This window comes from Arthrobacter sp. YD2, from assembly GCF_030410475.1.
Lineage (GTDB): Bacteria > Actinomycetota > Actinomycetes > Actinomycetales > Micrococcaceae > Arthrobacter_B > Arthrobacter_B zhangbolii.
In genome coordinates this window covers 632,591-656,318 of sequence record NZ_JAUHHB010000001.1, presented here as the reverse complement: position 1 = coordinate 656,318, position 23,728 = coordinate 632,591, and the positions used below count along the sequence as shown (strand labels likewise).

Sequence of the window (23,728 nt, the reverse complement as noted above, 5' to 3'; positions counted from 1 at the left end):
CAGGGACATGCTGCCCTTCAGGCAGCACCGGACCCAAGGTGCAGGGTTACGGTGTCACCGGCCCGCAGCATCCCGGTGCGCAGCACATGGGCCTGCAGGCCGAGTTCGGCCCGGTGATGCGCACCCAGCACCTTCAGTGCCTTCGCCCCCGCATCGACGCCGGCCTGGGGCTGGTCGACCATAACGCAGCGCGGCATGCCCGGCCCCAGCTGCAGGAGCACCTCCGGGCCCAGGGCCAGTTCGGCACCTATCCAGGCGTCCTCGGTGAATACCCGCTCCGGACCGGTATCAATGATGATGTTGGCCCGGAAGCGGCGCTCGTCCACCTGTGCGCCGGTGAGGTCGTCCAGGGCGGCAAGGGAAGATGTGGTTAGCAGGTGCAGCGGAGTTTCGTCATGGTGCTGCACCGTGGTTTCAGGCTGCACGCGAAGCTCGCGGCCCAGGGCTGAGCTCAGGGCAGTGGATGCCGCCGGCTCATCGACCCGGTAGGACCGCCCATCGGGGCCGGTCAGCAGCGGCACGCCGTCCTCCGCGGTGCTGGAGGACCATTGCATCAGACCGGGCACCGGCCGGAAGCGGCGGGTGCGCTTGCCGCTGGCAATCCCGCCGTCGTTCGTATAAACCGCCCAGAGGCGGTCATCACGCAGGCCTCGCCGGGTGACCTCGACGGCGGCCAGCGCCTCGCCTGCGGTTGATTTGACCGGGTAGCGGTACAGCGCGCGCACGGTACCGACCGGACTTCCCATCTGTCGCATCCGGGCATCATCTCATGCCGCGCGGGCTGGTGCTGCGAACGTGCTGCAGGCCCTCAGAGCGACTGGATGTAGCCTTCTTCGGCGTAGTTCCGGTCCGCAGACTTGCCGGCCGGCAGTGCGCGGAGCCTGCCGCTGCGCTGCATCAGGGACACAAGTCCCAGCTGCTGCACCGAGCCCGGAGCCGCCGGCGGCCGCTGCCCGCGGCTCAGGGTCACCACATCGCCGGCCCGGCCGGCCGCGAAGACACGGCTGCGGTCCGAGGTGTGGCGGCGGGCAGTCTCCAGCTCGGAGGAAAGCTCGCTGACCCGCTGCCGCAGCCCGGTGACCTGGTTCTGCAGCTCCATGATCCGTTTGATTCCCTCCAGCGAGACACCCTCCTGGGAGAGTTTCTGGACCTCGCGGAGCAACTGGATATCCCGTTGGGAATACCGGCGCGACCGCCCGGGCGCCCGGCTGGGCCGGACTATTCCGAGCCGGTCATATTGCCGGAGGGTCTGCGGATGCATCTCCGCGAGCTCAGCGGCAACGGAGATCACAAAAATAGGCGCGTTGACGTCTATGCCCATTGTTCCTCCTTCACTGCTGGTTGAAATCCTAACCCCGGCGGGTCAATCCGCCGGGGAGCCGGCTAGAGCCGCGCCTTGGCGGCGAGCCCGGCCCGGGGGTCCTCACCCTTGGTGGCCTCGGCAAACGCCTCCACCGCGGCCTGGGCCTCTTTGTTCAGCCGTGAGGGCACGGCGACGTCCACGGTGACCAGCAGGTCGCCGTTGCCCTTGGACGTGTGCACGCCGCGGCCCTTGACCCTCAGTGTCCGGCCGGACGGCGTACCGGCGGGTACCTTCAGGCGCACGGTATCTGAGGTCAGCGTGGGCACCTCAATGGTGGCGCCCAGTGCGGCCTCCGGGAAGGACACCGGAACGTGGATCCGGATGTTGTTGCCGTCGCGGACAAAAAAGTCGTGCGGTGTGACATGCACGGTGACCATCAGGTCCCCGGCACCGGCGGCGCCGGGCTGCCCCTTGCCGCGCACACGGATCTTCTGGCCGTCCTTGACGCCGGCCGGAACCCGGACCTCCACTACTTCTCCGCTGGGTTCGCGGAGGCCGATCACGGTGCCGTTAATGGACCCCGCGAAGGAGATGGTGGTGCTGGCTGTCCGGTCCGCGCCTTTGGTAGGCGGCGGGGCGCCGAAGCCTCCGCCGCCGAAACCGCCGCCGCCGAAGAGGTCGGCGAACTCCGGCGGGATGTTGCTGCCGCCGGCGTTGAACGTGGTCCGCCGGCCGCCGCCGCGGGCGGTCTGGCCGAACAGGTCCCCGAAGATATCCTCGAATCCTGCGCCGCCTGCTCCGCCGCCGCCCGGGGCACCGCCTGCAGAGAATCTGGCACCGCTGCCCATTGCGCGGATGGCATCATACTGCTGGCGTTCCTCTGCGTCGGAGAGCACCGAGTATGCCTCGGAGAGATCCTTGAACATCCGCTCCGCGTTGGCGTCACCCTGGTTCTGATCAGGATGGTATTTCCGTGCCAGCTTGCGGTAGGCCTTTTTGATGTCGGCGTCTGACGCATCCTTGGGAACACCCAGAATCTTGTAGAAGTCCTTATCGACCCAATCCTGACTAGCCAATTGGCGTCCCCTTTCTTGTGCACTGATCCCGCGTCGCTGCCGTTTGAGCCGGCCGACGGGCTTACTGCCGGCCCTGCTGCGGGACCTGCCTATGGAAATGTCCGGGGCTGCCTTCAAGGGCAGCCCCGGACACTGTGGAACTACTGTTCCGGAACCGAAACAATCACCTGCGCGGCACGCAGGACCCGGTCGCCGGACTTGTAGCCGGCGCGCAGGATCTGCGTGACCGTATCAAACGTGACATCGGCGCTCTGCTGCTGGATGAGTGCCTCGTGGATATTCGGATCGAACTCCACTCCGGTCTCGTCGATGCGGCTGAGTCCGTACGTCTTCAGCGAGTTTTCCAGCTTGGTGGCGATGGCGGCGAACGGTCCCTCCGCCAGGTCACCGTGCTGGCGTGCGGCATCGATGTCATCCAGGACGGGCATCAGCGTGTTCAGCACACCGATGACTGCCATTTCCCGGGCAACGTCGCGGTCCCGCTCCACCCGCTTGCGGTAGTTCACGTACTCGGCCTGCAGGCGCAGCAGGTCATTGCGCAGTTCCGCGGCTTCGGGCGAACCCGTATCCGCAGGCTGTGCCGGTACGTCAGCGTTGTTCAGGATCTGCTCGGCCTGGGACAGTGCGTCGCCGTCCGGCCCGGCGGCCGGGGAGGAAACGCCCTCCCCGGCTGCCGCTGCGTCCTGCTGTGCTGCTTCATCCGGCGCGGACTGGTCCTGGCCGCTGATCGGATCCTCGCCTTCGGGGGTGTTCCCGTGCTCGTTTCCAGCAGCCATGGTTACTTCTTCTCTTCGTCGTCGACAACCTCGGCGTCAACGATGTCTTCATCGCCTGCACCGCCGGCTGCCGCGCCGTCGCCTGCTGCGCCGTCGGCCGCACCCGGAGCGCCTTCGGCACCCGCAGCGGAGGCCGAAGCGTAGATGGCTTCGCCGAGCTTGGTCTGGGAAGCCTGCAGCTTCTCAAACGCGCTCTTGACCTCGTCGTCGTTCTCGGTGCCTTCGAGCGCCTTCTTCAGCGCGTCGACGTCGCCGCGGACCTCGGTCTTGACGTCTTCGGGCAGCTTGTCGTCATTGTCGGTGAGGAGCTTGTCCACCGAGTAGGCGAGCTGCTCTGCCGAGTTGCGGACGTCGGCTGCCTCGCGGCGCTTCTTGTCCTCCGCAGCGTGCTCTTCGGCTTCACGGACCATCCGGTCAATGTCGTCCTTGGAGAGCGAGGAGCCGCCGGTGATGGTCATCGACTGCTCGGCGCCGGTGCCCTTGTCCTTGGCGGACACGTGCACAATGCCGTTGGCGTCGATGTCGAAGGTGACCTCGATCTGCGGGACACCGCGCGGAGCCGGTGCAATACCGGTCAGCTCGAAGGTGCCCAGCGGCTTGTTGTCCCGGGTGAACTCACGCTCGCCCTGGAAGACCTGGATGGCCACCGAGGGCTGGTTGTCATCAGCCGTGGTGAAGGTTTCGCTCCGCTTGGTGGGGATGGCCGTGTTGCGCTCAATCAGCTTGGTCATCACTCCGCCCTTGGTTTCAATACCCAGGGACAGCGGGGTGACGTCGATAAGGAGCACATCCTTGCGCTCGCCCTTCAGCACACCGGCCTGCAGTGCGGCGCCCACGGCGACGACCTCGTCCGGGTTGACGCCCTTGTTCGGCTCCTTGCCGCCTGCCAGTTCCTTCACCAGTTCGGAAACGGCGGGCATACGGGTGGAACCGCCCACGAGGATGATGTGGTCGATGTCGGAAACCTTGATGCCGGCTTCGGCGATGACGTCATTGAACGGCTTCTTGGTGCGGTCCAGCAGGTCCTTGGTCAGGTCCTGGAACTTGGCACGGGAGAGGTGCTCATCCAGGTGGACCGGGCCTTCGGGAGTGACCGAGAGGTACTGCAGGGAGATGTTGGTGGAGGTGGCGGAGGAGAGTTCCTTCTTGGCCTGCTCCGCAGCTTCCTTCAGGCGCTGCAGGGCGATCTTGTCCTTGGACAGATCCGCACCCTTGGCCTTGGCCTGGCCCAGCAGGTAATCAACAATGCGCTGATCCCAGTCATCGCCGCCGAGGCGGTTGTCACCGGAGGTGGCGCGGACCTGGATGGTGGAGAACTCGTCCTCATCCTTGCCGACTTCGAGCAGGGAGACGTCGAACGTACCGCCGCCGAGGTCGAAGACGAGGATCAGTTCATCTTCCTTGCCCTTGTCCAGGCCGTAGGCCAGGGCTGCAGCGGTGGGCTCGTTGACGATGCGCAGCACGTTGAGGCCGGCAATTTCGCCGGCTTCCTTGGTGGCCTGGCGCTCTGCGTCGTTGAAGTAGGCCGGGACGGTGACCACGGCGTCCGTGACCTTTTCACCCAGGTAGGACTCGGCGTCGTTCTTCAGCTTCATCAGGATACGGGCGGAGATTTCCTGGGCGGTGTACTTCTTGCCGTCCACGTCCACGTTCCAGTCAGTGCCCATGTGGCGCTTGACCGAAGCGATGGTGCGGTCAATGTTGTTGACGGCCTGGCGCTTGGCGATTTCACCGACCAGAACCTCGCCGGACTTGGCGAAGGCAACAACGGAGGGGGTGGTGCGGCCGCCTTCGGCGTTGGCGATGACCGTGGGCTCGCCGCCTTCCAGGACCGAGACAACCGAGTTGGTGGTTCCGAGGTCAATACCTACTGCACGTGACATATTTGCTTCCTCTTTCCTTGGAAAAACCCGCATCTTCCGTGACATCAGCGGACCGGATCCCCAGGCGGGGAGCCCCTTCCGACATCGCGGCAGTGCAATTGAGCGTTCTGGACTCAACTCTACTCAGCCCTGATTCTTTGTCAACAAACTTGAGCCTTCCGCACTCAACTTCGCCCGGGGGTCTTGCGTGACACGGTATGACGCCTGCATACCGGCGGTCCGGCGCGGGCGGTAGGGTCCTGCTATGGGTCCCGAAACGTACTCCCACGGCCATCACCGCAGCGTGGTTGCTGCCCACGCGGTCCGCACCGCGAAGGACTGCGCCGCGTACCTGCTGCCCGAACTCGAGCCGGGCATGAGCGTGCTCGACGTCGGCTGCGGGCCGGGAAGCATCACCGCGGATTTCGCGGCACTCACCGCTCCGGGACCCGTGACGGGCCTGGACCAGTCCGAAGACGTGCTGACGCAGGCCCGCACCCTGGCTGCCGAACGGGGATTGCAGAACACCACCTTTACGGCCGGAAACGTGTATGACCTGGACTTCCCGGATGAAACCTTTGACGTGGTTCATGCCCACCAGGTGCTGCAGCACCTGATGGACCCGGTGGCAGCCCTGCGCGAAATGCGCCGGGTCACCAAACCGGGCGGCCTGGTGGCAGTGCGAGACGCCGATTTCCACGGCATGAGCTGGTATCCCGCCTCGCCCGCCCTGACGGAATGGATGCAGACCTACCAGCAGATTGCCCGCGGCAACCAGGCCGAACCCGATGCCGGCCGGCACCTGCTCTCCTGGGCGCTGGAGGCCGGGTTCACCGACATCACCCCGTCCTCCTCCAACTGGCTTTATGCCACACCGGAACAGCGTGCGTGGCATGCCGGTTCCTGGTCCGAGCGGGTCCTTCAGTCCGCGTTCGCCGAACAGGCGCTGGAACGTGGTTTGGCGGATCAGGCGGCGCTGGAACGCATCTCGGCCGGTTGGCAGGCGTGGGCGGAGGCGCCGGACGGCTGGTTCCTGATGCCCTGCGGCGAGTTGCTGGCTCGCGCCTAGCCTGCACGTCCATCCGGCTGGGCCCGCGGTTTGTGCGTAGGGTTTAAGCCATGTTCCGCATCCAGACCGTCTGCACGGGAAACATCTGCCGCTCCCCCATGGCCCAGTTCGCCCTCGACCGCGCCCTCACCGGCGCCGGCGCCAGGGTGGCCGTGGATTCCTCCGGCCTCACCGGATGGGAAGCAGGCAAGCCCATGGACACCCGGGCAGCTGCGGAACTGCGGCGGCACGGCTACCCCGACGCCGGAATCTCAGCATTCCGTGCCCGGGAGTTCCAGCCGGAATGGTTCAGCAGCCTCGACCTCATCCTGGCCATGGACTATGGGCATTACCTGGAACTCTCGCTGCAGGCACCCACCGCGGCGGACCGCGCCAAGGTGATGATGCTGCGGGCCTTCGATCCCGCCCTGCAGACCTCCGCGGGCCGCCCCGAACCCTCACCCGGGCTCAGTATCGAGGACCCCTGGTACGGGAACCGGAAGGACTTTGAAACCGCGTACGCGCTGATCGACGCCGCAGTTCCGGGCGTAGTGGACTACGTGGCGTCCCTGCATGCGAACCGGCCCGAAAGCCGTGATGAGCACTGAGTCTTCGCTACGCACAGCCCCTTCTCCACTGCTCATCGCCGTTGACGGCTTCTCGGGGGCCGGCAAAACCACCCTGGCCACCGAAGTGGCCGCTGCCCTCAGCAGCCGCGGCTCCGTTCGCCTGTTCCATCTGGAGGACATTTATCCCGGTTGGGACGGGCTGGAATCCGGTATGGCCTATTACCGGGAGCGCATCCTGCGCCCGCTCTCCCGCGGGCTGCCGGCACGCTGGCAGGCGTGGGACTGGGATACCGGCCGGCCCGGCGCCGCGCGGGTCACCGAGCCCGCCGACGCCGTCGTTCTGGAAGGCGTCGGGGCAGCCCACCGCGAGGCGCGCGCACTCCTGGACACCGTTGTGTGGGTGGACGGCGAGGAAGCCGTCCGCAAGCGGTACGCCCTTGACCGCGACGGCAGCACGTATGCCCCGCATTGGGAGCGGTGGGCGGCGCAGGAACGCTGCTGGGCCGCCACCGATGATGTGCCTGCCGCTGCTTCCCTGACCGTGCGGATGGTTGGCGCAGGCGCAAACCCCGCGGCCGCACTCGGCCAGGTGCTGGCACAGCTGTCCGGCGCCGACCCGGCGGGCGCCGCCGGATAGGGTCCGGGCAGACACCCGGAAGGGTTACTGCAGTGTCGCGGTCAGGCGGGCAACGTTGTCGATGTAGCGCTGCCAGACGGGACGGCCCACCCAGTTCTCCAGCAGCAGTTCCTTGGACAAGGCACGGTAAGTGTCCTCGATCCGGCGCATCTGCTCCACGATGGTGCCGTCAAACATCATCACGGATACCTCAAGGTTCAGGGAGAAAGACCGCATGTCCATGTTGCTGGAGCCCAGGACAGCCACCTCGTTGTCGATGGTGAAGTGTTTGGCATGGAGCACCAGCGGCTTGGGGTACTGGTAGATCCGCACCCCCGCTTCCAGCAGCGCCTCGTAGTAGGAGCGCTGGGCGTGGTCCACCAGGAACTGGTCGCCCTGTTCGGAAACGAACAGTTCCACGGCCACTCCGCGCTGGGCAGCCGTGGTCACGGCATACAGCAGGGTGTCGTCGGGGACGAAGTAGGGGCTGGTGATGGAGATCCGGTCGGAGGCCGAATAGATCAGGGAGGCGAACAGGCGCAGGTTGTTTTCCGTGCTGAAACCGGGACCGCTGGGGACCACCTGGCAGGTGACGTCACCGGGATCGAACGTCCACTCGTACAGGCTCAGTTCCCGTTCCAGGTTCTCATCCGTTTCGGCGTTCCAGTCCGTGGCGAAGACAACGTTGAGTTCATCCACCACCGGCCCTTCCACGCGGGCCATCAGTTCCACCCAGTTGCGTCCGGAACGGCGGTTTTTGGCTTTGTGGTAGGCCGGCTCCACCAGGTTCTGGGACCCGGTGAACCCCACCGCGCCGTCCACCACCAGCAGTTTCCGGTGGTTGCGCAGGTCCGGGCGGCGCCAGTGTCCGCGGAAAGGTTCAATGGGCAGCATCCGCCGCCACTGGATGTCGCTGCTGCGCAGCTCCTTCAGGAGCTTCCGGTAGCCCTTGACCCGCAGCGTGCCGATGTGGTCGAAGAGGAGCCGGACGGTCACCCCGCGGCCCGCTGCCTCTTTCAGTGCATGGAAGAAGTCCCGGGTCACGGCGTCGTACCCCATGATGTAGAACTCCACATGTACGTAGCGGACAGCCTTCTCCACTGCGCGGGTCATCTCCTCGATGGACGCGTGGTAGTCCCGCTGCAGTTCCACCTTGTTGCCGTCCAGCGTGGGGAAGGAGCCCAGCCGGCGGTTGAGCTCGGCGGCGTTGAGTACCCATTCAGGCCCGGCATAGGTGCTGACTTCGGTTTCCAGTTCCTTGGTGTTTTCGCGGACGGCACGGTTGATTTCGGCCTGCCGGCGCACCCGCTGTTCGGAAAGCCGGTGGTTGCCGAACAGGGAGAACAGGATGATTCCGGGAATGGGGAGGAAGAAGATACACAGCAGCCAGGCCATGGCCGTGGTGGGGCGGCGGTTGCCGGGAACCACACCCAGCGCAATGATCCGGATGGCATAATCCACCACGGTCAGTACGACCGTTATCCACCCGGACGGGTCCAGGCCGGTCAGAGACCAGTACACACTCAAGCTCCTCCCAGCAGCCGCACCTGTGAACAGCCTATCTGTACGGCGGCCCGGCCGGGTCTTTGTGGCTAGTCTGGTGGCATGACTGTTCTGGTTTTCCTGGATCCTGCCTACCCTGACGGACGCCCGGCCGACGCCGGTGTCCCGGCGCTGATGATCAATGACCTCGGCGTCACGCGGGGCGACGGGATCTTCGAATCCCTGCTGGCGGTGGACGGCGTACCGCGCAAACCCGATGCCCACTTGGACCGCCTGGGTTCCTCCGCGGACCTGCTGGACCTGCGGATTCCGGAGCGTGCCGCCTGGGAGCGGGCCATTGCCACCGCGTTGGCGCTGCATGCCGGGGATGCGGGTCCCACCGGACGGGCCGCGGTGAAGCTGGTGGCCACCAGGGGTGTTGAAGGCGCCGGGGAAGCCACCGCATGGGTTCAGGTCACGTCTGCACCGGACAATGCGGCGCAGCAGAAGGACGGCATTCGCGTGCTGCTGCTGGACCGCGGCTATGACAGCCTGGCCGCATCCCGGGCGCCGTGGCTGCTGTTGGGAGCCAAAACCCTGTCCTACGCGGTAAACATGGCCGCTTTGCGGTACGCCAAGGCCAACGGTGCGGATGACGCCATCTTCACGTCCTCCGACGGCAAGGTCCTGGAAGGTCCAACCTCCACGGTGGTCCTGGCCACCGAACGCAACGGGGTGCGGACGCTGCTCACGCCCGAGCGCCGCTCCGGCATCCTGGCCGGAACCACCCAGGACGCACTGTTCAGGGCGGCTGAGGCTGCCGGCTGGGAGCTGGGCTACGGTCCGCTGGTCCCCGAGGACCTGTTCCAGGCCGACGGCGTCTGGCTGGCTTCCAGCATCCGGATGCTTGTGCCGGTCCGTTCCATCGACGGACGCGGGCTGCCCTTCTCCGAAACACTGAACGCCGAACTGGTGAAACTGGCGGACGCAGCACTGTAGCCGCGTCCGCCGGCGTCCCGGCTCCGCGGCGCTAGGTCAGGATGAAATTGAAGGTCCCTGCCGCCACGGCGGCCGCGACAGCTCCCGCTGACACGGCCAGGCCTGCACCGAAAACCGCCGCATCCACCCCGCTGAATGTGGAAGACCTTGCCCAGGTCCGTTCCGCTGCCCCGAATCCGCGGGCCTCCATGGCCACGGCCAGGCGGGTGGCACGGCGGATGGCCTGGACCAGCAGGGCCACCGACTGTCCGCCGAAACCCTTGAGCCGGGCAGCGGCACCGGTATCCGGTCCGGCCCCGCGGGCATGCCGGGCGAGTCCGAGCGTGCGCCACTCCTCCACCAGCAATCCCACCAGCCGCATCGCCGCCAATGCTCCCAGGACAAAGCGGTGCGGCAGCTTCAGCTTTTGCGCCAGCGCATCCGCCAGGTCCGTGGGATCCGTGGTGGTCAGCAGATAGATACCGGGCAGGGCAATGGCCAGGCCGCGCAGTCCAATCGCTATTCCGGCGGCCACGGACCCGGAAGTGAAGACCAGCGGGCCGGCCTCCAACAGCACCGTTCCGGTCTTTTCCGCCAGCAGGGCCGTACCCCACGCGCCGATGAGCGCGGCCACCAGCAGGGGCCAGGTCCTCCGGATCAGGGTGGTGATCCGGATGTGCAGCAGCGGCAGCAGGGCAAGCTCGGCCGCCAGGACCACGGTGGAACTTACCCAGTCCACGGTGACGAGGACAGCCAGGGTCAGCAGCAACGCGGAAGCCAGTTTGGACAGCGGATTTGCGCGTTTCAGCAAGCTGCCGCCCGGCCGTGCGGGTGCCGCGGCGGTGCCGTCCGGGCGTACCTGGACCCCGTTCACGGGTTCACCTGCACTGCGGCGGCCGGTGTCGAAGGAAGCTCGGTCACAGCGCCGTCCGCCACGCGCAGCGTCCGGGACTCAAGTGCCTGGACGAACTCCGCATCATGCGTCACGGAGACCACGCACTGTCCCTGCGCCAGCTGACCACGCAGCAGCGCCACCAGCTCGGCCCAGGTGCGGGCATCCTGCCCGAACGTCGGTTCATCCAGCAACAGGATCCGCGGCGCGGTGGCGAGCATGGTGGCCACCGACAGCCGGCGTTTCTCCCCGCCCGAAAGCGTGAAGGGGTTTGCCTGCAGCAGGTGGTCCAGCCGCAGGCGCTGCGCCAGTTCATGCACCCGGTCCAGCGTTTTCCCGTCGGTTTCCCTGCCTACGCGCCGCGGACCGAACGCCAGTTCATCCAGCACAGTGGCCGTAAGGAACTGGTGCTCCGGTTCCTGGAATACCGTTCCGATCCGTTCCACCAGTTCCCCTGATTTCCAGCGGAAAGGTTCGCGCCGGGCGGCGCCGGCCAGCTCCGCTGCCGCCTCGAGCGTGCCGGTATGCGGCCGGAGCAGGCCGCCCAGTGTCAGGGCCAGGGTGGATTTTCCCGCGCCGTTGGGCCCGGTGATCCCTACCGCGGTGCCGGCCGCCAGGCTCAGATCCGCCCCGGTGAGCACGGGCGGCCCGGTATTCGTCCGGCTCACCGCCAGCCCGCGCGCTGAAAGCAGCAGGCTTCCGTCACCACGGCCGGGGTGCCAGGAGGCCCCCGAGTCCTCCGGTATCTCCGGCGCGGTCCCGGGCAGCCAGATGCCGGCCGCGGCAAGGGTTTCGCGGTGCCCGGGATCACCCAGCACCTGGCCGGGCGGGCCGTCCGCCAAAACCCCGCCACCTGCGGCCAGCACCACCACGCGGTCCACCAGCTCGGCCCACACCTGGACCCGGTGTTCCACCACAATGAGTGTGGCCCCGGTGCGGTCCAGTACCCGGCCTACGGCGTCGCGGATCTCCACAACGCCCGCGGGGTCAAGGTTGGCCGTGGGCTCGTCCAGAAGAAGCAGTCCCGGTTCCATGGCCATCACCGAGGCCAGGGCAAGGCGCTGCTTCTGTCCGCCGGACAGGGCCGCCGTCGAGCTTTCCAGCGGCACCTCCAAACCGACGTCGGCCAGCGCCGCACGCACGCGCGGCCAGATCTCCCCGGCGGGCACGGCCAGGTTTTCCGCCCCGAAAGCCACCTCATCCCCCACCCGGGACAGCACGGTCTGGCTGTCCGGGTCCTGCAGGACCAGCCCGGTCCGGCCACGGGAGGCAGGATCGGACGGATGCGCGCCGTCCACCGCGAGCGTGCCGTGTTCCATGCCGCCGGTATCCGGTCCGAGAACCCCTGCCAGGGCGTGCAGGACAGTGGATTTCCCCGCACCGGAGGCGCCAAGCAGCAGCACCCGTTCGCCGGGGGAAATGGTCAGGTCCAGTCCGGACACCGCGGAGGCACTGCGGCCGCCATGCCGCCAGCCCCAGCCGCGGGCAGTGACAGCGGCCGGCCGGGCCCGGGAACCGGAGGGCGCAGGGGAACCGGACGGCGCCGGGCTGCGGAGGGCAACCGGGCTCCGTCCGGCTTTTCTGCCAAACAGCACGGCTACGCCTTTCCGGTCTGTCCCGACGCGAAGGGGGCCAGCGCACCCGTTTTGGCCAGCGCCCGCACCGCGAGCCAGGAGAGTCCGCCGGCAATCACCGCACCCGAAACCGCAGTCAGGATGACGTAGAGCAGCTGCCACTGCGCTGCCCACTCCAGGTTGTAAAGGATGTTTTCGCTCAGCCCCAGGAACACACCGGAGCCAAGGCCCGCCAGCAGCGCCACGGGCAGCGTGAACCGACGGTAAAGGAAGATCAAAAACACGAGCTCGGCACCCAGCCCCTGGATAAAACCGGAGAGCAGCACGGAGAGGCCGAACTGCGTGCCCAGTACACCGGAGACGGCTGCGGCCAGCATTTCACAGTAAATCGCCGCGCCCGGTTTGCGGATGATCAGCGCGCCGAGCACCCCGGCAATCAGCCAGCCGCCGGTATAGAGCCCGGCCAGTGGCGGAAACGCTGCCGTCAGTGCGCTGACCCCCGCGTAGCCCAGGGACCAGGCCCAGAAAATGACGCCTACCGCCACGGCGAGGACGGAGGCCACAACAATGTCCACCACCCGCCAGCGACGGTTGGACACGGCAGGGCGTGCCGGGGGGAACTGGTTGGCGGACGGTGCCGCTGCTGAATAACGGTCTTTCAATGGATATCCTCCTGTGAATCAGGAGGGGAGGGACGGCCGGTATACCGGCACAGCTTCCCGCCCGCACCGGCGGTTGCCGGCCCGTTGCGGGAAGATTCCCTGAGCTCTCGACTCCCTTCGCCGGTACTAACCGGATCAGGTTCGAGGGTCTGCGGATGTCCGCACTCTCAGCGCCCGTCACCCAGATCCGTTGGACCTGCTGCGGGACGGCGCTCCCCTGTCGTATGTTTGCGGTTCCACTCTACACACGGGCTCCGGATCTACACAGGCATCAGCAGATCCGCGTGTTCCACCGGTACCGTAGGGTTAGGGAAATCGCCCGAAGCTAGGAGTTACTCATGAACCTGATCCTCAAACTGCTGGGAACCGGCGCCAGCATTCTGTCCGGAATCGTCGCCGCCAAGGCACTTGATTTCATCTGGACCAAGGCCACGGGCAACGAGCCGCCCAAGGATGCCGAAGGAAGCCTGGAAAACAGCCTGCGTTCGGCCGTGGCGTTTGCCCTTGTCTCCGGTGCGGTCAGCTCCGTCATCCGGGTGCTCACCAACCGCGGTACACAGCGTGCCATCCAGCGCTACAAGAAGACGCCGGAAGTCGTCTAACCCGGTTTGCCGCCAGGCCGGCGGAACCGCGGCGCTCAGCCCTCGGGGTTTTTCCCCGGGCGCTGGGCGTCTGTGGTTAAGTCGCCCGCAGCTGCGCCGTCGCGGGCCCGCAACAGTTCATCGTCGTCGAGCTCTCCGGTGTACATGTCCGCTTCGGGGGCGGTCCCGTCCGGATCGTCATCCACCAGCGGGTCGTCCTCGTCATTTTCGAGAGCCTGCTCCTCCTCCGCCTCTTTCAGCAGCCGCTGGGCGCGTTCGACGACGTCGTCAAGCTCGTCGATCACCAGCAGTTCCGGGCGCAGGTGCTTGGTCCGGTAGCCTGCCCGGCCCACCATGTGGGCGGATACAGGTGCGGTCAGGAGCATAAAGATCCAGGCGACGGCGAGGACCGGAAGGAGTTTCCAGCTGCGGAATTCAACGGCCATGGCCAGCAGGAACAGCAGCAGGCCCAGCACCTGCGGCTTGGACGCAGCGTGCATCCGGCTCAGCAGGTCCGGGAAGCGCATCAGGCCGATGGCCGCAGCCAGGGACATCAGGGCACCGCCGAGCATCAGCACGGCGACAATCACGTCATACACGGTCTCTTCCATTGCCTACCTCCTGTCCGTGACAAAGCGGGCAACGGTTACGGAGCCGATAAAGCCGACCAGTGAAATGGCCACCAGCAGCGCCAGGTAATCAAGGTTGCGGTAAACAATCATGTCGGTGGCCAGGGCTGCGCCGACTATGGCCAGCAGAACGTCAGCCGCCAGCACACGGTCCAGGATCGAGGGACCCTTGGCGATGCGGTAAATGGCTCCTGCACCGGCCACGGCCAGCATGAGGCTCACGGCCACCACTGCTGCGGTCATCATGCCTGTCCTCCGATCTTGCGCTGCCGCGCCTCTGCCGTCTCGGCACGCAGTGCTTCGAGTTCCTTCTTGGTGCCCATTGTGCGGATCAGCCACGCCTCGGCATTGAGCACCTCGGTACGCGCTTTCTCTGCCTGTTCCGGGGTGGAAACGTCCAGTGCGTGCAGGTACAGCGTCGATGTGGAGCGGTCGACGTCGACAATCAGCGAGCCCGGGATCAGCGACAGGGCGTGGCCGGTGGCGGTGACCAGCAGGTCCGAGCGGCTGCGCAGCTTCACCCCGATCACCCCGTTGCGGATCCGCGGCCCGCGGACCAGCGCAAGCCAGAACACGTGGAAACTGGCATGCACGAGTTTGTAGAAGAAACGGCCGGCAAAGACCAGCGCGTACAGCGGGTTGAACCGTCCGCTGAGCTCAACCGGCGGCAGGTAGAAGATGTTCGCCACGATGAAGGCGATCACCGCCCCGAAGATCAGGTTTCCGGCACTGAAGTCCTGCCACAAAGCGCCCCACAGGAACACCAGCCAGATCAGCAGCGGCAGTTCCTTCAGGAGCGGAACGCGGGCGCGGTTGCGCATGGGCGCTTCCTTCGTCATTCTGCGGCCCCCTCTCCCAGCACTGCTTCGATATAGGGCGTGCGGTCCAGCAGGTCCCGGGCCGCATTGTCGCTGAGCGAGAACAGCGGTCCGGCGAGGACGGTCAGTGACACGCCAAGCGCCACGAGTCCGACGGTGGGGTACACCATGGTCCGCGGCAGCAGGTCCACGGAATCGCGAGAGGAGAACCGGCCGCTGGTGATCTCGCTGACGTCTTCCGAGTTCCGCAGCCGTGATCCGTCCGGGCCGGTGGCCAGCAGGATCGGGTCCGGGTGGACCGCGTCCTCGGGGGTCCGCCAGAATGCCCGGTTCCAGACCCGTGCCATCACCAGCAGCGTCAGCAGGCTCGTTGCGGCACCAGCAGCCACCAGCAGATAGGCCAGCGGGGTGCCCAGCTCAACGCCGGCCTGCATCAGGCCAAGCTTGCCGAGGAAGCCGGAGAACGGCGGGATGCCGGCGAGGTTGATGGCCGGGATGAAGTACAGCACGGCCAGCAGCGGTGAGAGCTTGGCGAGTCCGCCCAGGCGGTCCATGTTGGCCGTGCCGCCGCGCCGTTCAATCAGGCCGGTGACCAGGAACAGCGAGGTCTGCACGGTGATGTGGTGGACCACGTAGAACACGGCGGACCCGATGCCAACAACCGAAGCGACCGCCAGACCGAACACCATGTAGCCGATGTGGCTGACCAGGGTGAAGGAGAGCATACGTTTGATGTCCGTTTGCGCCAGTGCACCGAGGATGCCCACCAGCATGGTCAGGCCCGCCACCACCATCAGCAGCGTGTTGATCCGGTCCCCCGGGAACAGCAGGGTTTCGGTGCGGACCATGGCGTAGACCCCTACTTTGGTCAGCAGTCCGGCGAACACGGCGGTCACCGGGGCCGGCGCGGTGGGATAGGAGTCCGGCAGCCAGAAGGAGAGCGGGAAGACCGCCGCCTTGATGCCGAAGGCCACCAGCAGCATCAGATGGAGCATCATCTGTGTGGCGGGATCCAGCTCGCCCAGCTTCAGTGCCAGGTCCGCCATGTTCACCGTCCCGGTGGACGCGTAAATCATGGCAATGGCAATCAGGAAGAGCAGCGAGGAGACAACACTGACCACCACGTAGGTCACGCCGGCCCGGATCCGCGGAGTTGTTCCGCCCAGGGTCATCAGGACATAACTGGCGGTGAGCAGGATTTCGAATCCGACGTACAGGTTGAACAGGTCACCGGCAAGGAAGGCATTGGAAACGCCGGCCACCAGAATCAGGTACGTCGGGTGGAAGATCGAGATGGGTCCGTCTTCGTCGCCGTCGGCCATGCCCTGGCCCGCGGCGTAAATCAGGACGGCCAGGCTGATCGCGGAGGAGACTACGAGCATCAGTGCCGAGAACTGGTCCACCACCATGGTGATGCCGAACGGTGGCAGCCAGCCGCCGAGGTTTACGGCCACCGCGCCGGTGTTCCAGACGGAGAGCAGCAGGATCACTTCCAGCACCAGGGTCACTGCCAGGATGCTGACACTGACCACCCGCTGGGAGCGCTGGTGCCGGATCAGGATGAAGGCCAGGGCTGCGCCGAAGAACGGCAGCACCACGGCCAGTGGGGCAAGGCTTGCTGTGTTCATCGGTTCACCTCCGGTCCGTTCGTTGTTGTGTTTCCCCGTTGCGAGCCTGCGGCCTCTTCCGCCTCGTCCGGCGGAGTGAATTCCGTGGTGTCCTCGGGGACGTCCGCGTCATCCTCGGCGTCAAAACTGCTCTGGCTGGCCACGCGGCGGTCCTCAATATCGTCCTGGACCTCGTCCTGGCGGCCCAGCACCCAGGACCGGTAGATGATGCCAAGCATGAAGGCAGTCACCGAGAAGGAAATGACAATCGAGGTGAGGATAAAGGCCTGCGGCAGCGGATCATTGTAGGCGTCCGCCGGCAGGTCCTTGTTGAACATGGGGGCCAGCCCTGCCGGACCACCGGTCGCCAGCAGCAGGATGTTGGTGGCATTGGTCAGCATGGTCAGGCCCAGCACCACGCGGGTAAGGCTGCGTTCCAGCAGCAGGTAGATCCCGGCTGCGTAGAGGGCGCCCATGACCAGAAGGAGGGTGAGGTTGACCGTCACCGTGCCACCTCCTCTTCGCCGGCCCGTGTTCCGGTGGTGTCGCCGGCGTTTTCGTCCGCACTAATGATCTGGGGTTCCTCCACTATGGTGTCCTCGTCATCCCTGTCACCTTCGCTGCGCTCGTCGATCTCCGAGCCCAGGCTGCGCAGGACGTCCAGCACGAGTCCCACCACAATGAGGTAGACGCCGATGTCGAAGATCGTGGAGGTGACGAACTTGACCTCCCCGAAAATCGGCCAGGTGAACTTGATGATGGCGCTTTGCAGGACCTGTCCGCCGAAGAACAGCGGCGCTGCGGCGGACAGGGCGGCGAGGCCGAGGCCACCGCCGAGCAGGGTTCCGGCGCTGACGGGGCTGGCTTCCGCCAACTCGAACCGGCCGCCGGCCAGGTAGCGGATGGTCAGGGCGAGCCCTGCCATCAGGCCGCCCGCGAATCCGCCACCGGGGGCATTGTGGCCCGCGATAAGCAAGTAGACCGAGAAGATGATGACGGAGTGGAACAGCAGCCGCGTGATCACCTCGAAGATGATGGAGCGCCGTTCCGGGGCAAGCGTCCGGCCTGCCACCAGCCAGGCCTCGCGGCCAACGTTGGAGAACTTGCGGGCCAGAGCCAGGGTGGCCTGGCGCCGGCCGGTGGAGGCAAAGTGCTCCCGGCCGCGGTCCACCGAGCCGCTGGCAACCCCTTCGGCCCGGCGCCGCTTGTCGCCGCGGCCGCGGACAAAGATCAGGGAGGCCAGCCCGGTGGCGGCAATGGCCAGCACGGAGATCTCCCCGAAGGTGTCCCAGGCGCGGATGTCTACCAGCGTGACGTTAACAATGTTGTTCCCGCCACCGATTTCGTAGGCCAGCTTGGGGAAGTCCAGGGAGATGGGCGTGGCCACCCGGGACGCCATGGCGGTCATCGCGAAAATCACCATGCTGGCACCGAAGGCAATACCCAGGACGGCCCGCAGCAGCCGGTGCCGCTTCGGTTCGCGCTTCCACAGGCGTGCCGGCAGGGACCGCAGGGCCAGCACAAAGGCCACCAGCACAATGGTTTCGACCAGCATCTGGGTGAGGGCCAGGTCCGGGGCCCCCTGCAGCGCGAAGATCAGCGCAATGCCGTATCCGCTGACGGAGACCATCAGCACGGCGAGGAAGCGTTTGCTGGCCCGGGCGGCGGCAACGGCGCCGAGGATCACTGCTGCGCCGATCACGGCCTGAAGGGGATTGTCGTACAGCCGGAAATCCTGCGGCATGGGTGCGGCACGAACCAGCAGCGCCGACAACGGCGTCACAATCGCCATGGACAGGATGACGAAGAGGTAGAAGGACAACGAGCCTCGCTGGGTGCGTCCGGTGACCCAGACGGCGACGTCGTCGAGCACGCCGATGGTGCCGCGGTAGGAACGCTCCGCGTCCAGCGGGAAGGCAATGTCCCGCTGGAAGGACTCCACGTTCCGGCGCAGCAGGAACAGTGCAACGCCGGCAGCAATGGTCAGTCCGGTCAGCCCGAGGGCCGGCGTCAGCCCGTGCCAGAGGGCCAGGTGCGTGGGCGGGCCGTCAGCCGGGAACAGGTCGGCGTAGGAGGCAATCGCGGTATCCAGCGGTCCCGGCCAGAGACCAAAAACCACGGTGGCCGCGGCGAGGATGGCCGGCGCGGCGAGGAAGGACCAGGAAACCGCTTTGAACGGGGTAGGTGCGCATCCGCCCTTGGTGGCGAAGGCACCCCAGATGAAGCGCGCACTGTAGGCGAAGGTAAGGACGGAACCGATAACGACGCCGGCCAGCAGGATCCAGCCCGCGAAGGTGCCTTGCTCCTCGCCATAGTGCACGTAGGTCTCGTACACGGATTCCTTCGCCACGAAGCCCAGGAACGGCGGGATGCCTGCCATGGAGGCGGCGCCGATGACGGCAACCACCGCCAGTTTCGGCGCAGCGCGGAAGATGCCGGAGAGTTTGCGGATGTCACGCGTTCCGGCCTGATGGTCAATGATTCCCACCACCAGGAACAGGGTGGCCTTGAAGAACCCGTGGGCAAGCAGCAGGCCCATTCCGGCCACCGCCGCTTCACGGTTGCCCAGGCCCACCACCAGGGTCAGGAAACCGAGCTGGCTCACCGTCCCGTAGGCAAGGATCAGTTTGATGTCGAACTGCCGCAGCGCCCGCCAGCCGCCGACCAGCATGGTGAGCAGGCCCAGGATCAGCACGATCGGGTGCCACAGCAGGGTCTCGGAGAACCCGGGGGCCAGCCGCGCAATCAGGTAGATACCGGCTTTCACCATGGCCGCGGCATGCAGGTACGCGCTGACCGGAGTGGGGGCGGCCATGGCGGCCGGCAGCCAGAAGTGGAACGGCACCAGCGCGGACTTCGAGACAGCACCCACCAGCATCAGGGCGATGGCCACGTTGACCAACGTGCCCTGGGAGACCAGCTCCGGGGCCTGCGCCAGGATCTCCGAAATCCGGTAGGTCTGCGCTGCGGAGCCGAGCATGATCATGCCCACCAGCATCGCCAGACCGCCGAAGGTCGTCACGATCAGCGCCTGCAATGCCGCACGCCGTGCAGACAGGCGGTGTGCTGCGTAGCCGATCAGCAGGTAGGACAGGATGGTGGTCAGTTCCCAGAAGATGAACAGCAGGATGAGGTCATCTGCCGTAACAAGCCCGAACATCGTCGCTGCGAAAGCCAGCAGCTGCGCACCAAAGGAACCCATCTTCGGATCATTGGGCCGGAAATACCGGGCGCAGTAGAACAGGACCAGCGCGCCAACACCGAGGATAAGGATGGAAAGAACCGCGGAGAGCGTGTCCATCCTGAACGCCAGCTCTACCCTGAGGTCAGGGATCCACGGAATAGTGACTGACGGGGGTGCGTTCGGGGCACCCGAGGCAAGCGTCTGGTCAGCACCTGTGTACCGGGGGAAGGTGGCCACCAGCCAGATGAAGGCGGCGGCAGGGAAGGCCGCAAGAACGTAGAACGCCGACCGGCCCACCTTCCGGAACAATAAGGGCGCAACCAGTGCCACCGTAAACAGAACGGTGAGCACAAATAGCACGATGATCTCCCGGACTCTCTTGTCGATGTTGCAGCGTTACAGAGCTGTAGTTATCAGGCTGTACTTATCAAGGGGCGGTCAAGGTCGGTCTATACATTCTACCCATGGCATAGACGCCACTTCCTATTCGGGCTCTTCCGCACCGGGGGCACACATCCGCGCAGCGGCGTGGAATACACGGGAAAACCCCGGTTGCGGTTAGGCTCTGCGCATGAGTCTCAGCACACACAAGGAGCCCGCGGTGGCGGCGCCCTCCCCGCAACCCGCACGCTGGAAGCAGGTGCTCGCCTGGGCCTCCTGGGACTGGGGATCCGCTGCCTTCAACGCGGTGATGACCACCTTTGTGTTCACCGTCTACCTCACCTCCTCCTCCTTTGGCGATACGGACGAGAACTCGGCGGTGCTCGGCGCTGCCCTGGCGATCGCCGGTGTGGCCGTCGCCCTGTTTGCCCCCGTCACCGGACAGCGCTCCGACGCCGGCGGCCGGCGCCGCAAATGGCTGACCATCAACACGCTCCTCACCTGCGCCCTGATGGCCGGGTGCTGGTTTGTCTTCCCCTCCCCCAATTACCTGATCCTCGGCGTGACGCTCATTGCCCTCGCAAACCTGTTCTTCGAGTTTGCAGGCGTGAACTACAACGCCATGCTCCGCCAGATCTCCACCCCGGCATCCGTGGGCAGAATCAGCGGGCTCGGCTGGGCCATGGGTTATGTGGGCGGCATTGCCGCCCTGGCACTGGTTCTGGTGGGCTTTGTCCAGCCCGACGTCGGCTGGTTCGGTGTCACATCCGAAGACGGACTGAACCTGCGGTCCGTGGCCCTGTTCTCAGCCGTCTGGTTCCTGCTTTTCGCCCTGCCCCTGATGTTCGCGGTCCCCGAGGTGCCGCGCCAGGAAGCAGTGGCCCGGCTGGGTATCATTGCCTCCTACAAACTGCTCTTCAAACGCATCCGGTCCCTGCTCAAAAGCAGCCCCCACACCATCTACTTCCTGCTCGCCAGCGCCGTCTTCCGTGACGGACTGGCCGCAGTGTTCACTTTCGGCGGAGTCATCGCGGCCGGCACCTTCGGCTGGGAACTGTCCGGGGTGATTATGTTCGCCATCTTCGGCAATGTGGTGGCAGCAGTGGGATCGGTGATCGGCGGATTCCTGGACGACCGTGCCGGCCCGAAGGCCGTTATTGTGGGCTCGCTGATCGGACTTATCCTGGCCGGCACCGCCGTCGTGGTGCTGGGACCGGGCGACCAGGACATGCTTGGCCTGCAGTGGACAGGGGACACGACTTTCTGGATCTTCGGCCTGCTGCTCTGCCTGTTTGTGGGGCCTGCGCAGTCAGCGTCGCGGGCGTTCCTTGCCCGGCTTGCCCCGGAGGGTGAGGAAGGCGAACTCTTCGGCCTCTATGCAACCACCGGCCGTGCCGTCAGCTTCCTGGCACCCACGCTGTTCTCCGCCTGCATCGTGATCTTCGGCGCGCAGCGCTACGGAATCATCGGCATTATTGCCGTGCTGCTGGCCGGCCTGCTCGTGCTGCTGCCGGTGCGCTCCCCGGCCGCCGCCGGACACCCCCGCAAGGGCTCCGACGGCGCCCGGCATAAAGGGAACCGCTAGGAGGAAGCGCGGACTTCCGTCTGGCCGGCGGCGCTGACCGCGGCGTCGTCGGCCACATTGGTGCGGTGGAAGTTCAGGTGGCTGCGCGACGCCGTCGGACCACGCTGGCCCTGGTACCGGTTGCCGTACTGCCCCGAACCGTAGGCAAACTCGGCCGGCGAGCTCAGCCGGAAGAAGCACAGCTGGCCGATCTTCGACCCGGGCCAGAGCTTGATCGGCAGCGTGGCCATGTTCGACAGCTCCAGGGTGACATGCCCCGAGAAGCCCGGGTCAATAAAGCCTGCGGTGGAGTGCGTCAGCAGCCCCAGCCGGCCCAGCGAGGATTTCCCCTCCAGCCGTGCGGCGATATCGTCCGGCAGCGTGACCTGTTCATAGGTGGAACCCAGCACAAACTCGCCGGGGTGGAGGATGAAGGGCTCGTCCGGTTCCACCTCGACAAGGCGGGTCAGCTCCGACTGGTCCTGCGACGGATCAATGTGGGCGTATTTGTGGTTATCGAAGAGCCGGAAGAACCGGTCGATGCGCACATCGACGCTGGAAGGCTGGACCATTGCGGGGTCATACGGGTCCAGGGCGATCCGGTTTTCGGCAATCTCGGCTCGGATGTCACGATCAGATATCAGCACTCTTCAAAAATAGCGCATACCCCTAGCGCCCGATCTCCGTACGGACGGCATAAAGCTCCGGGAAGAACGTGAGGTCCAGTGCCCGCCGGAGGAAGCCCGCACCGCTGGAACCGCCGGTGCCGCGCTTCATGCCGATAGTGCGTTCCACGGTCTTGAGGTGTCGGAAACGCCACAGCTGGAAATTGTCCTCCAGGTCCACCAGCTCCTCGCAGGCCTCATAAACATCCCAGTTCGCCTCGTGGTTCTCATAGACGTATTTGTAGACCTCCAGCAGCGACTGGTCGTAGACATGGGCCTTGCGCACATCCCGCTGAAGCAGGGCAGCGTCCACCGCGTAGCCGCGGCGGTGCAGATACCGGATGAACTCGTCATAGATACTGGTCTCCCCCAGCAGCCCCGACAGCAGTGCCTGCGCCTGCGGGTCAGCGGAGAATACTGCAATCATTGACTCGTTCTTGTTCCCCAGCAGGAACTCCACGGCACGGTACTGGTAGGACTGGAACCCGCTGGAAGCCCCGAGATCTCCGCGGAACTGCGCATATTCGGAGGGGGTCAGGGTTGCCAGTACGGACCACTGCTCGGTCAGCGAGCGCTGGATGTGCTTGATCCGGGCAATCCCCTTCATTGCTGAACGAAGGTCATCCTCCTGCAGCCGGGACCGCACGGCCAGCAGCTCATGCAGGACCAGCTTCAACCACAGCTCCGAGGTCTGGTGCTGGATGATGAACAGCATCTCGTCGTGGTGCTCGGGCCGGCTGACCGGATGCTGCGCAGAAAGCAGTTCATCCAGTGCAAGGTAGGACCCGTAGCTCATCTTGTCGCTGAAATCCCGTTCAATACCAGCTTCAAGGCTGCGGGTGTTCTCGTTGGCTTCCATGCCCACCACGGTATCCGCTGGGTATGCCAGACTTGGGGTTTTGACCCCGATCTTTCCAAGGAGTCCCAGATGGAACCGGACAATACTCCCGACGTCCCCGCAATGCCGCTGGCCAACGAGGACGCACCCGCCCCAGGCGCAGCCCTCGAGGAAGCCGTCAAAGCCGGCCGCGAGGGACGCCTCTCCAACCGTGAGGTCATGTCCGTGATCTGGACGTCCGAGCTGCTCAGCGTGGGCCGGCTGGCAAAGGAGGACGATTCCTCCTCCTTCCAGGCACTGGTGCTCAAGGCCCCCGATTCCGAGTATTCCGTGGCCGCCGTGTTCTCCACTGCAGACCGGATCCCCCAGCAGCTGCGCGAGGCGGCACCGGTGGTCGTCAAGGCTACCGGCGAGGCCACCATCCGCAGCATCGCACCCGGCTACGGCATGGCACTGAACCCCGGGCACGACGTCGGCATGGAGATCGGCCCGGACGTGGTGGCGTCGCTGACCGCCGCCTATGACCAGGCTGCCGAGCAGGCGGCACAGGAAAATTCAGTGCGTCCGGAACGCCCCGGGACGGACGGCTAATCCACCCCGATAAGGACCGAATCGGGCAGGTT

23 protein-coding genes, 1 pseudogene and 1 riboswitch are annotated in these 23,728 nt (G+C 65.9%); of the genes and pseudogenes, 7 read left to right on the top strand and 17 right to left on the bottom strand.

Annotated elements, in window-relative coordinates:
- Positions 1–17: 17 nt before the first annotated feature.
- The 5 genes from QWJ37_RS03275 to dnaK all read right to left on the bottom strand — a co-directional run bounded on the left by QWJ37_RS03275 (position 18) and on the right by dnaK (position 5,038).
- Positions 18–755 (bottom strand): MOSC N-terminal beta barrel domain-containing protein, encoded by a 738-nt coding sequence (locus tag QWJ37_RS03275; protein ID WP_227928540.1) that lies wholly within the window; start codon positions 753–755, stop codon positions 18–20.
- Between the two features lie 53 nt (positions 756–808).
- The gene (locus tag QWJ37_RS03270; RefSeq protein ID WP_227928538.1) at positions 809–1,321 is read right to left on the bottom strand and encodes a MerR family transcriptional regulator; all 513 of its coding nucleotides are present in this window, start codon (positions 1,319–1,321) and stop codon (positions 809–811) included.
- 62 nt (positions 1,322–1,383) lie between these two features.
- The gene (locus tag QWJ37_RS03265) at positions 1,384–2,379 is read right to left on the bottom strand and encodes a DnaJ C-terminal domain-containing protein (protein WP_227902614.1); all 996 of its coding nucleotides are present in this window, start codon (positions 2,377–2,379) and stop codon (positions 1,384–1,386) included.
- Positions 2,380–2,519: 140 nt separating this feature from the next.
- Entirely contained in the window at positions 2,520–3,155 is a 636-nt protein-coding gene (locus tag QWJ37_RS03260; RefSeq protein ID WP_227902615.1) for a nucleotide exchange factor GrpE, read from the bottom strand.
- Between the two features lie 2 nt (positions 3,156–3,157).
- Positions 3,158–5,038, bottom strand: coding sequence for a molecular chaperone DnaK (gene dnaK / locus QWJ37_RS03255; RefSeq protein WP_227902616.1), 1,881 nt, complete (start codon positions 5,036–5,038; stop codon positions 3,158–3,160).
- 244 nt (positions 5,039–5,282) lie between these two features.
- Here dnaK and QWJ37_RS03250 point away from each other — a divergent pair, with 244 nt between their 5' ends.
- From QWJ37_RS03250 to QWJ37_RS03240, 3 genes are read left to right on the top strand one after another with little or no spacing between them, the layout of a single operon-like run.
- Entirely contained in the window at positions 5,283–6,086 is an 804-nt protein-coding gene (locus tag QWJ37_RS03250) for a methyltransferase domain-containing protein (RefSeq protein WP_290244065.1), read from the top strand.
- A gap of 50 nt (positions 6,087–6,136) precedes the next feature.
- Positions 6,137–6,673 carry a low molecular weight protein-tyrosine-phosphatase gene (locus QWJ37_RS03245; protein ID WP_290244064.1) on the top strand — a complete coding sequence of 179 codons (537 nt, stop codon included), beginning with the start codon at positions 6,137–6,139 and terminating at the stop codon, positions 6,671–6,673.
- On the top strand, positions 6,663–7,271 hold the full coding sequence (locus QWJ37_RS03240) for a hypothetical protein (RefSeq protein ID WP_290244063.1): 609 nt from the start codon (positions 6,663–6,665) through the stop codon (positions 7,269–7,271). The genes QWJ37_RS03245 and QWJ37_RS03240 overlap by 11 nt, the downstream gene beginning before the upstream one ends.
- Before the next feature lie 24 nt (positions 7,272–7,295).
- Here QWJ37_RS03240 and cls read toward each other — a convergent pair whose 3' ends face one another.
- Positions 7,296–8,771, bottom strand: coding sequence for a cardiolipin synthase (gene cls, locus QWJ37_RS03235; RefSeq protein WP_227928534.1), 1,476 nt, complete (start codon positions 8,769–8,771; stop codon positions 7,296–7,298).
- 84 nt (positions 8,772–8,855) lie between these two features.
- On the opposite strand from cls, the gene QWJ37_RS03230 reads away from it, so the two are divergent.
- Entirely contained in the window at positions 8,856–9,731 is an 876-nt protein-coding gene (locus QWJ37_RS03230; protein ID WP_290244062.1) for an aminodeoxychorismate lyase, read from the top strand.
- Positions 9,732–9,762: 31 nt separating this feature from the next.
- On the opposite strand, the gene QWJ37_RS03225 is transcribed toward QWJ37_RS03230, so the two are convergent.
- The 3 genes from QWJ37_RS03225 to QWJ37_RS03215 are packed head-to-tail and all read right to left on the bottom strand — an operon-like array spanning position 9,763 to position 12,754.
- Positions 9,763–10,584, bottom strand: a complete 822-nt coding sequence (locus QWJ37_RS03225; protein ID WP_290244061.1) for an energy-coupling factor transporter transmembrane component T — start codon at positions 10,582–10,584, stop codon at positions 9,763–9,765.
- Positions 10,581–12,197 carry an ABC transporter ATP-binding protein gene (locus QWJ37_RS03220; RefSeq protein WP_290244059.1) on the bottom strand — a complete coding sequence of 539 codons (1,617 nt, stop codon included), beginning with the start codon at positions 12,195–12,197 and terminating at the stop codon, positions 10,581–10,583. Before QWJ37_RS03220 ends, QWJ37_RS03225 begins: the two co-directional genes overlap by 4 nt.
- Before the next feature lie 2 nt (positions 12,198–12,199).
- Positions 12,200–12,754 (bottom strand): ECF transporter S component, encoded by a 555-nt coding sequence (locus tag QWJ37_RS03215; RefSeq protein WP_227902685.1) that lies wholly within the window; start codon positions 12,752–12,754, stop codon positions 12,200–12,202.
- Positions 12,755–12,933: 179 nt separating this feature from the next.
- A riboswitch (TPP riboswitch) is annotated at positions 12,934–13,067 on the bottom strand.
- A 109-nt stretch (positions 13,068–13,176) separates the two neighbouring features.
- Between QWJ37_RS03215 and QWJ37_RS03210 the strand changes: the two genes are divergently transcribed.
- Positions 13,177–13,440: a DUF4235 domain-containing protein gene (locus QWJ37_RS03210; RefSeq protein ID WP_227902630.1), complete on the top strand. Its 264-nt coding sequence runs from the start codon at positions 13,177–13,179 to the stop codon at positions 13,438–13,440.
- A gap of 248 nt (positions 13,441–13,688) precedes the next feature.
- Here QWJ37_RS03210 and mnhG read toward each other — a convergent pair.
- The 6 genes and pseudogenes from mnhG to QWJ37_RS03180 all read right to left on the bottom strand — a co-directional run.
- A pseudogene (gene mnhG, locus QWJ37_RS03205) lies at positions 13,689–14,030 on the bottom strand (monovalent cation/H(+) antiporter subunit G); the annotation flags it as partial.
- A gap of 3 nt (positions 14,031–14,033) precedes the next feature.
- Positions 14,034–14,294, bottom strand: coding sequence for a monovalent cation/H+ antiporter complex subunit F (locus tag QWJ37_RS03200; protein WP_227902633.1), 261 nt, complete (start codon positions 14,292–14,294; stop codon positions 14,034–14,036).
- On the bottom strand, positions 14,291–14,869 hold the full coding sequence (locus QWJ37_RS03195; RefSeq protein WP_227902636.1) for a Na+/H+ antiporter subunit E: 579 nt from the start codon (positions 14,867–14,869) through the stop codon (positions 14,291–14,293). The genes QWJ37_RS03200 and QWJ37_RS03195 overlap by 4 nt, the downstream gene beginning before the upstream one ends.
- A 14-nt stretch (positions 14,870–14,883) precedes the next feature.
- Positions 14,884–16,494, bottom strand: a complete 1,611-nt coding sequence (locus QWJ37_RS03190) for a Na+/H+ antiporter subunit D (protein ID WP_227902639.1) — start codon at positions 16,492–16,494, stop codon at positions 14,884–14,886.
- The gene (locus QWJ37_RS03185; protein ID WP_227902642.1) at positions 16,491–16,979 is read right to left on the bottom strand and encodes a Na(+)/H(+) antiporter subunit C; all 489 of its coding nucleotides are present in this window, start codon (positions 16,977–16,979) and stop codon (positions 16,491–16,493) included. The genes QWJ37_RS03190 and QWJ37_RS03185 overlap by 4 nt, the downstream gene beginning before the upstream one ends.
- A complete protein-coding gene (locus QWJ37_RS03180; RefSeq protein WP_227928523.1) occupies positions 16,976–20,017 on the bottom strand; it encodes a Na+/H+ antiporter subunit A in 3,042 nt (1,013 codons plus the stop codon). Before QWJ37_RS03180 ends, QWJ37_RS03185 begins: the two co-directional genes overlap by 4 nt.
- A 211-nt stretch (positions 20,018–20,228) precedes the next feature.
- On the opposite strand from QWJ37_RS03180, the gene QWJ37_RS03175 reads away from it, so the two are divergent.
- Positions 20,229–21,623 (top strand): MFS transporter, encoded by a 1,395-nt coding sequence (locus QWJ37_RS03175; protein WP_290244055.1) that lies wholly within the window; start codon positions 20,229–20,231, stop codon positions 21,621–21,623.
- Here QWJ37_RS03175 and dcd read toward each other — a convergent pair.
- Both dcd and QWJ37_RS03165 read right to left on the bottom strand, forming a co-directional pair.
- Positions 21,620–22,249 carry a dCTP deaminase gene (gene dcd / locus QWJ37_RS03170; RefSeq protein WP_227902649.1) on the bottom strand — a complete coding sequence of 210 codons (630 nt, stop codon included), beginning with the start codon at positions 22,247–22,249 and terminating at the stop codon, positions 21,620–21,622. The two genes, QWJ37_RS03175 and dcd, sit on opposite strands and share 4 nt — an antisense overlap.
- A 22-nt stretch (positions 22,250–22,271) precedes the next feature.
- A complete protein-coding gene (locus tag QWJ37_RS03165; protein ID WP_227902651.1) occupies positions 22,272–23,126 on the bottom strand; it encodes a tryptophan 2,3-dioxygenase family protein in 855 nt (284 codons plus the stop codon).
- A gap of 69 nt (positions 23,127–23,195) precedes the next feature.
- Between QWJ37_RS03165 and QWJ37_RS03160 the strand changes: the two genes are divergently transcribed.
- On the top strand, positions 23,196–23,696 hold the full coding sequence (locus QWJ37_RS03160) for an SseB family protein (protein ID WP_227902653.1): 501 nt from the start codon (positions 23,196–23,198) through the stop codon (positions 23,694–23,696).
- Positions 23,697–23,728 lie beyond the last annotated feature (32 nt).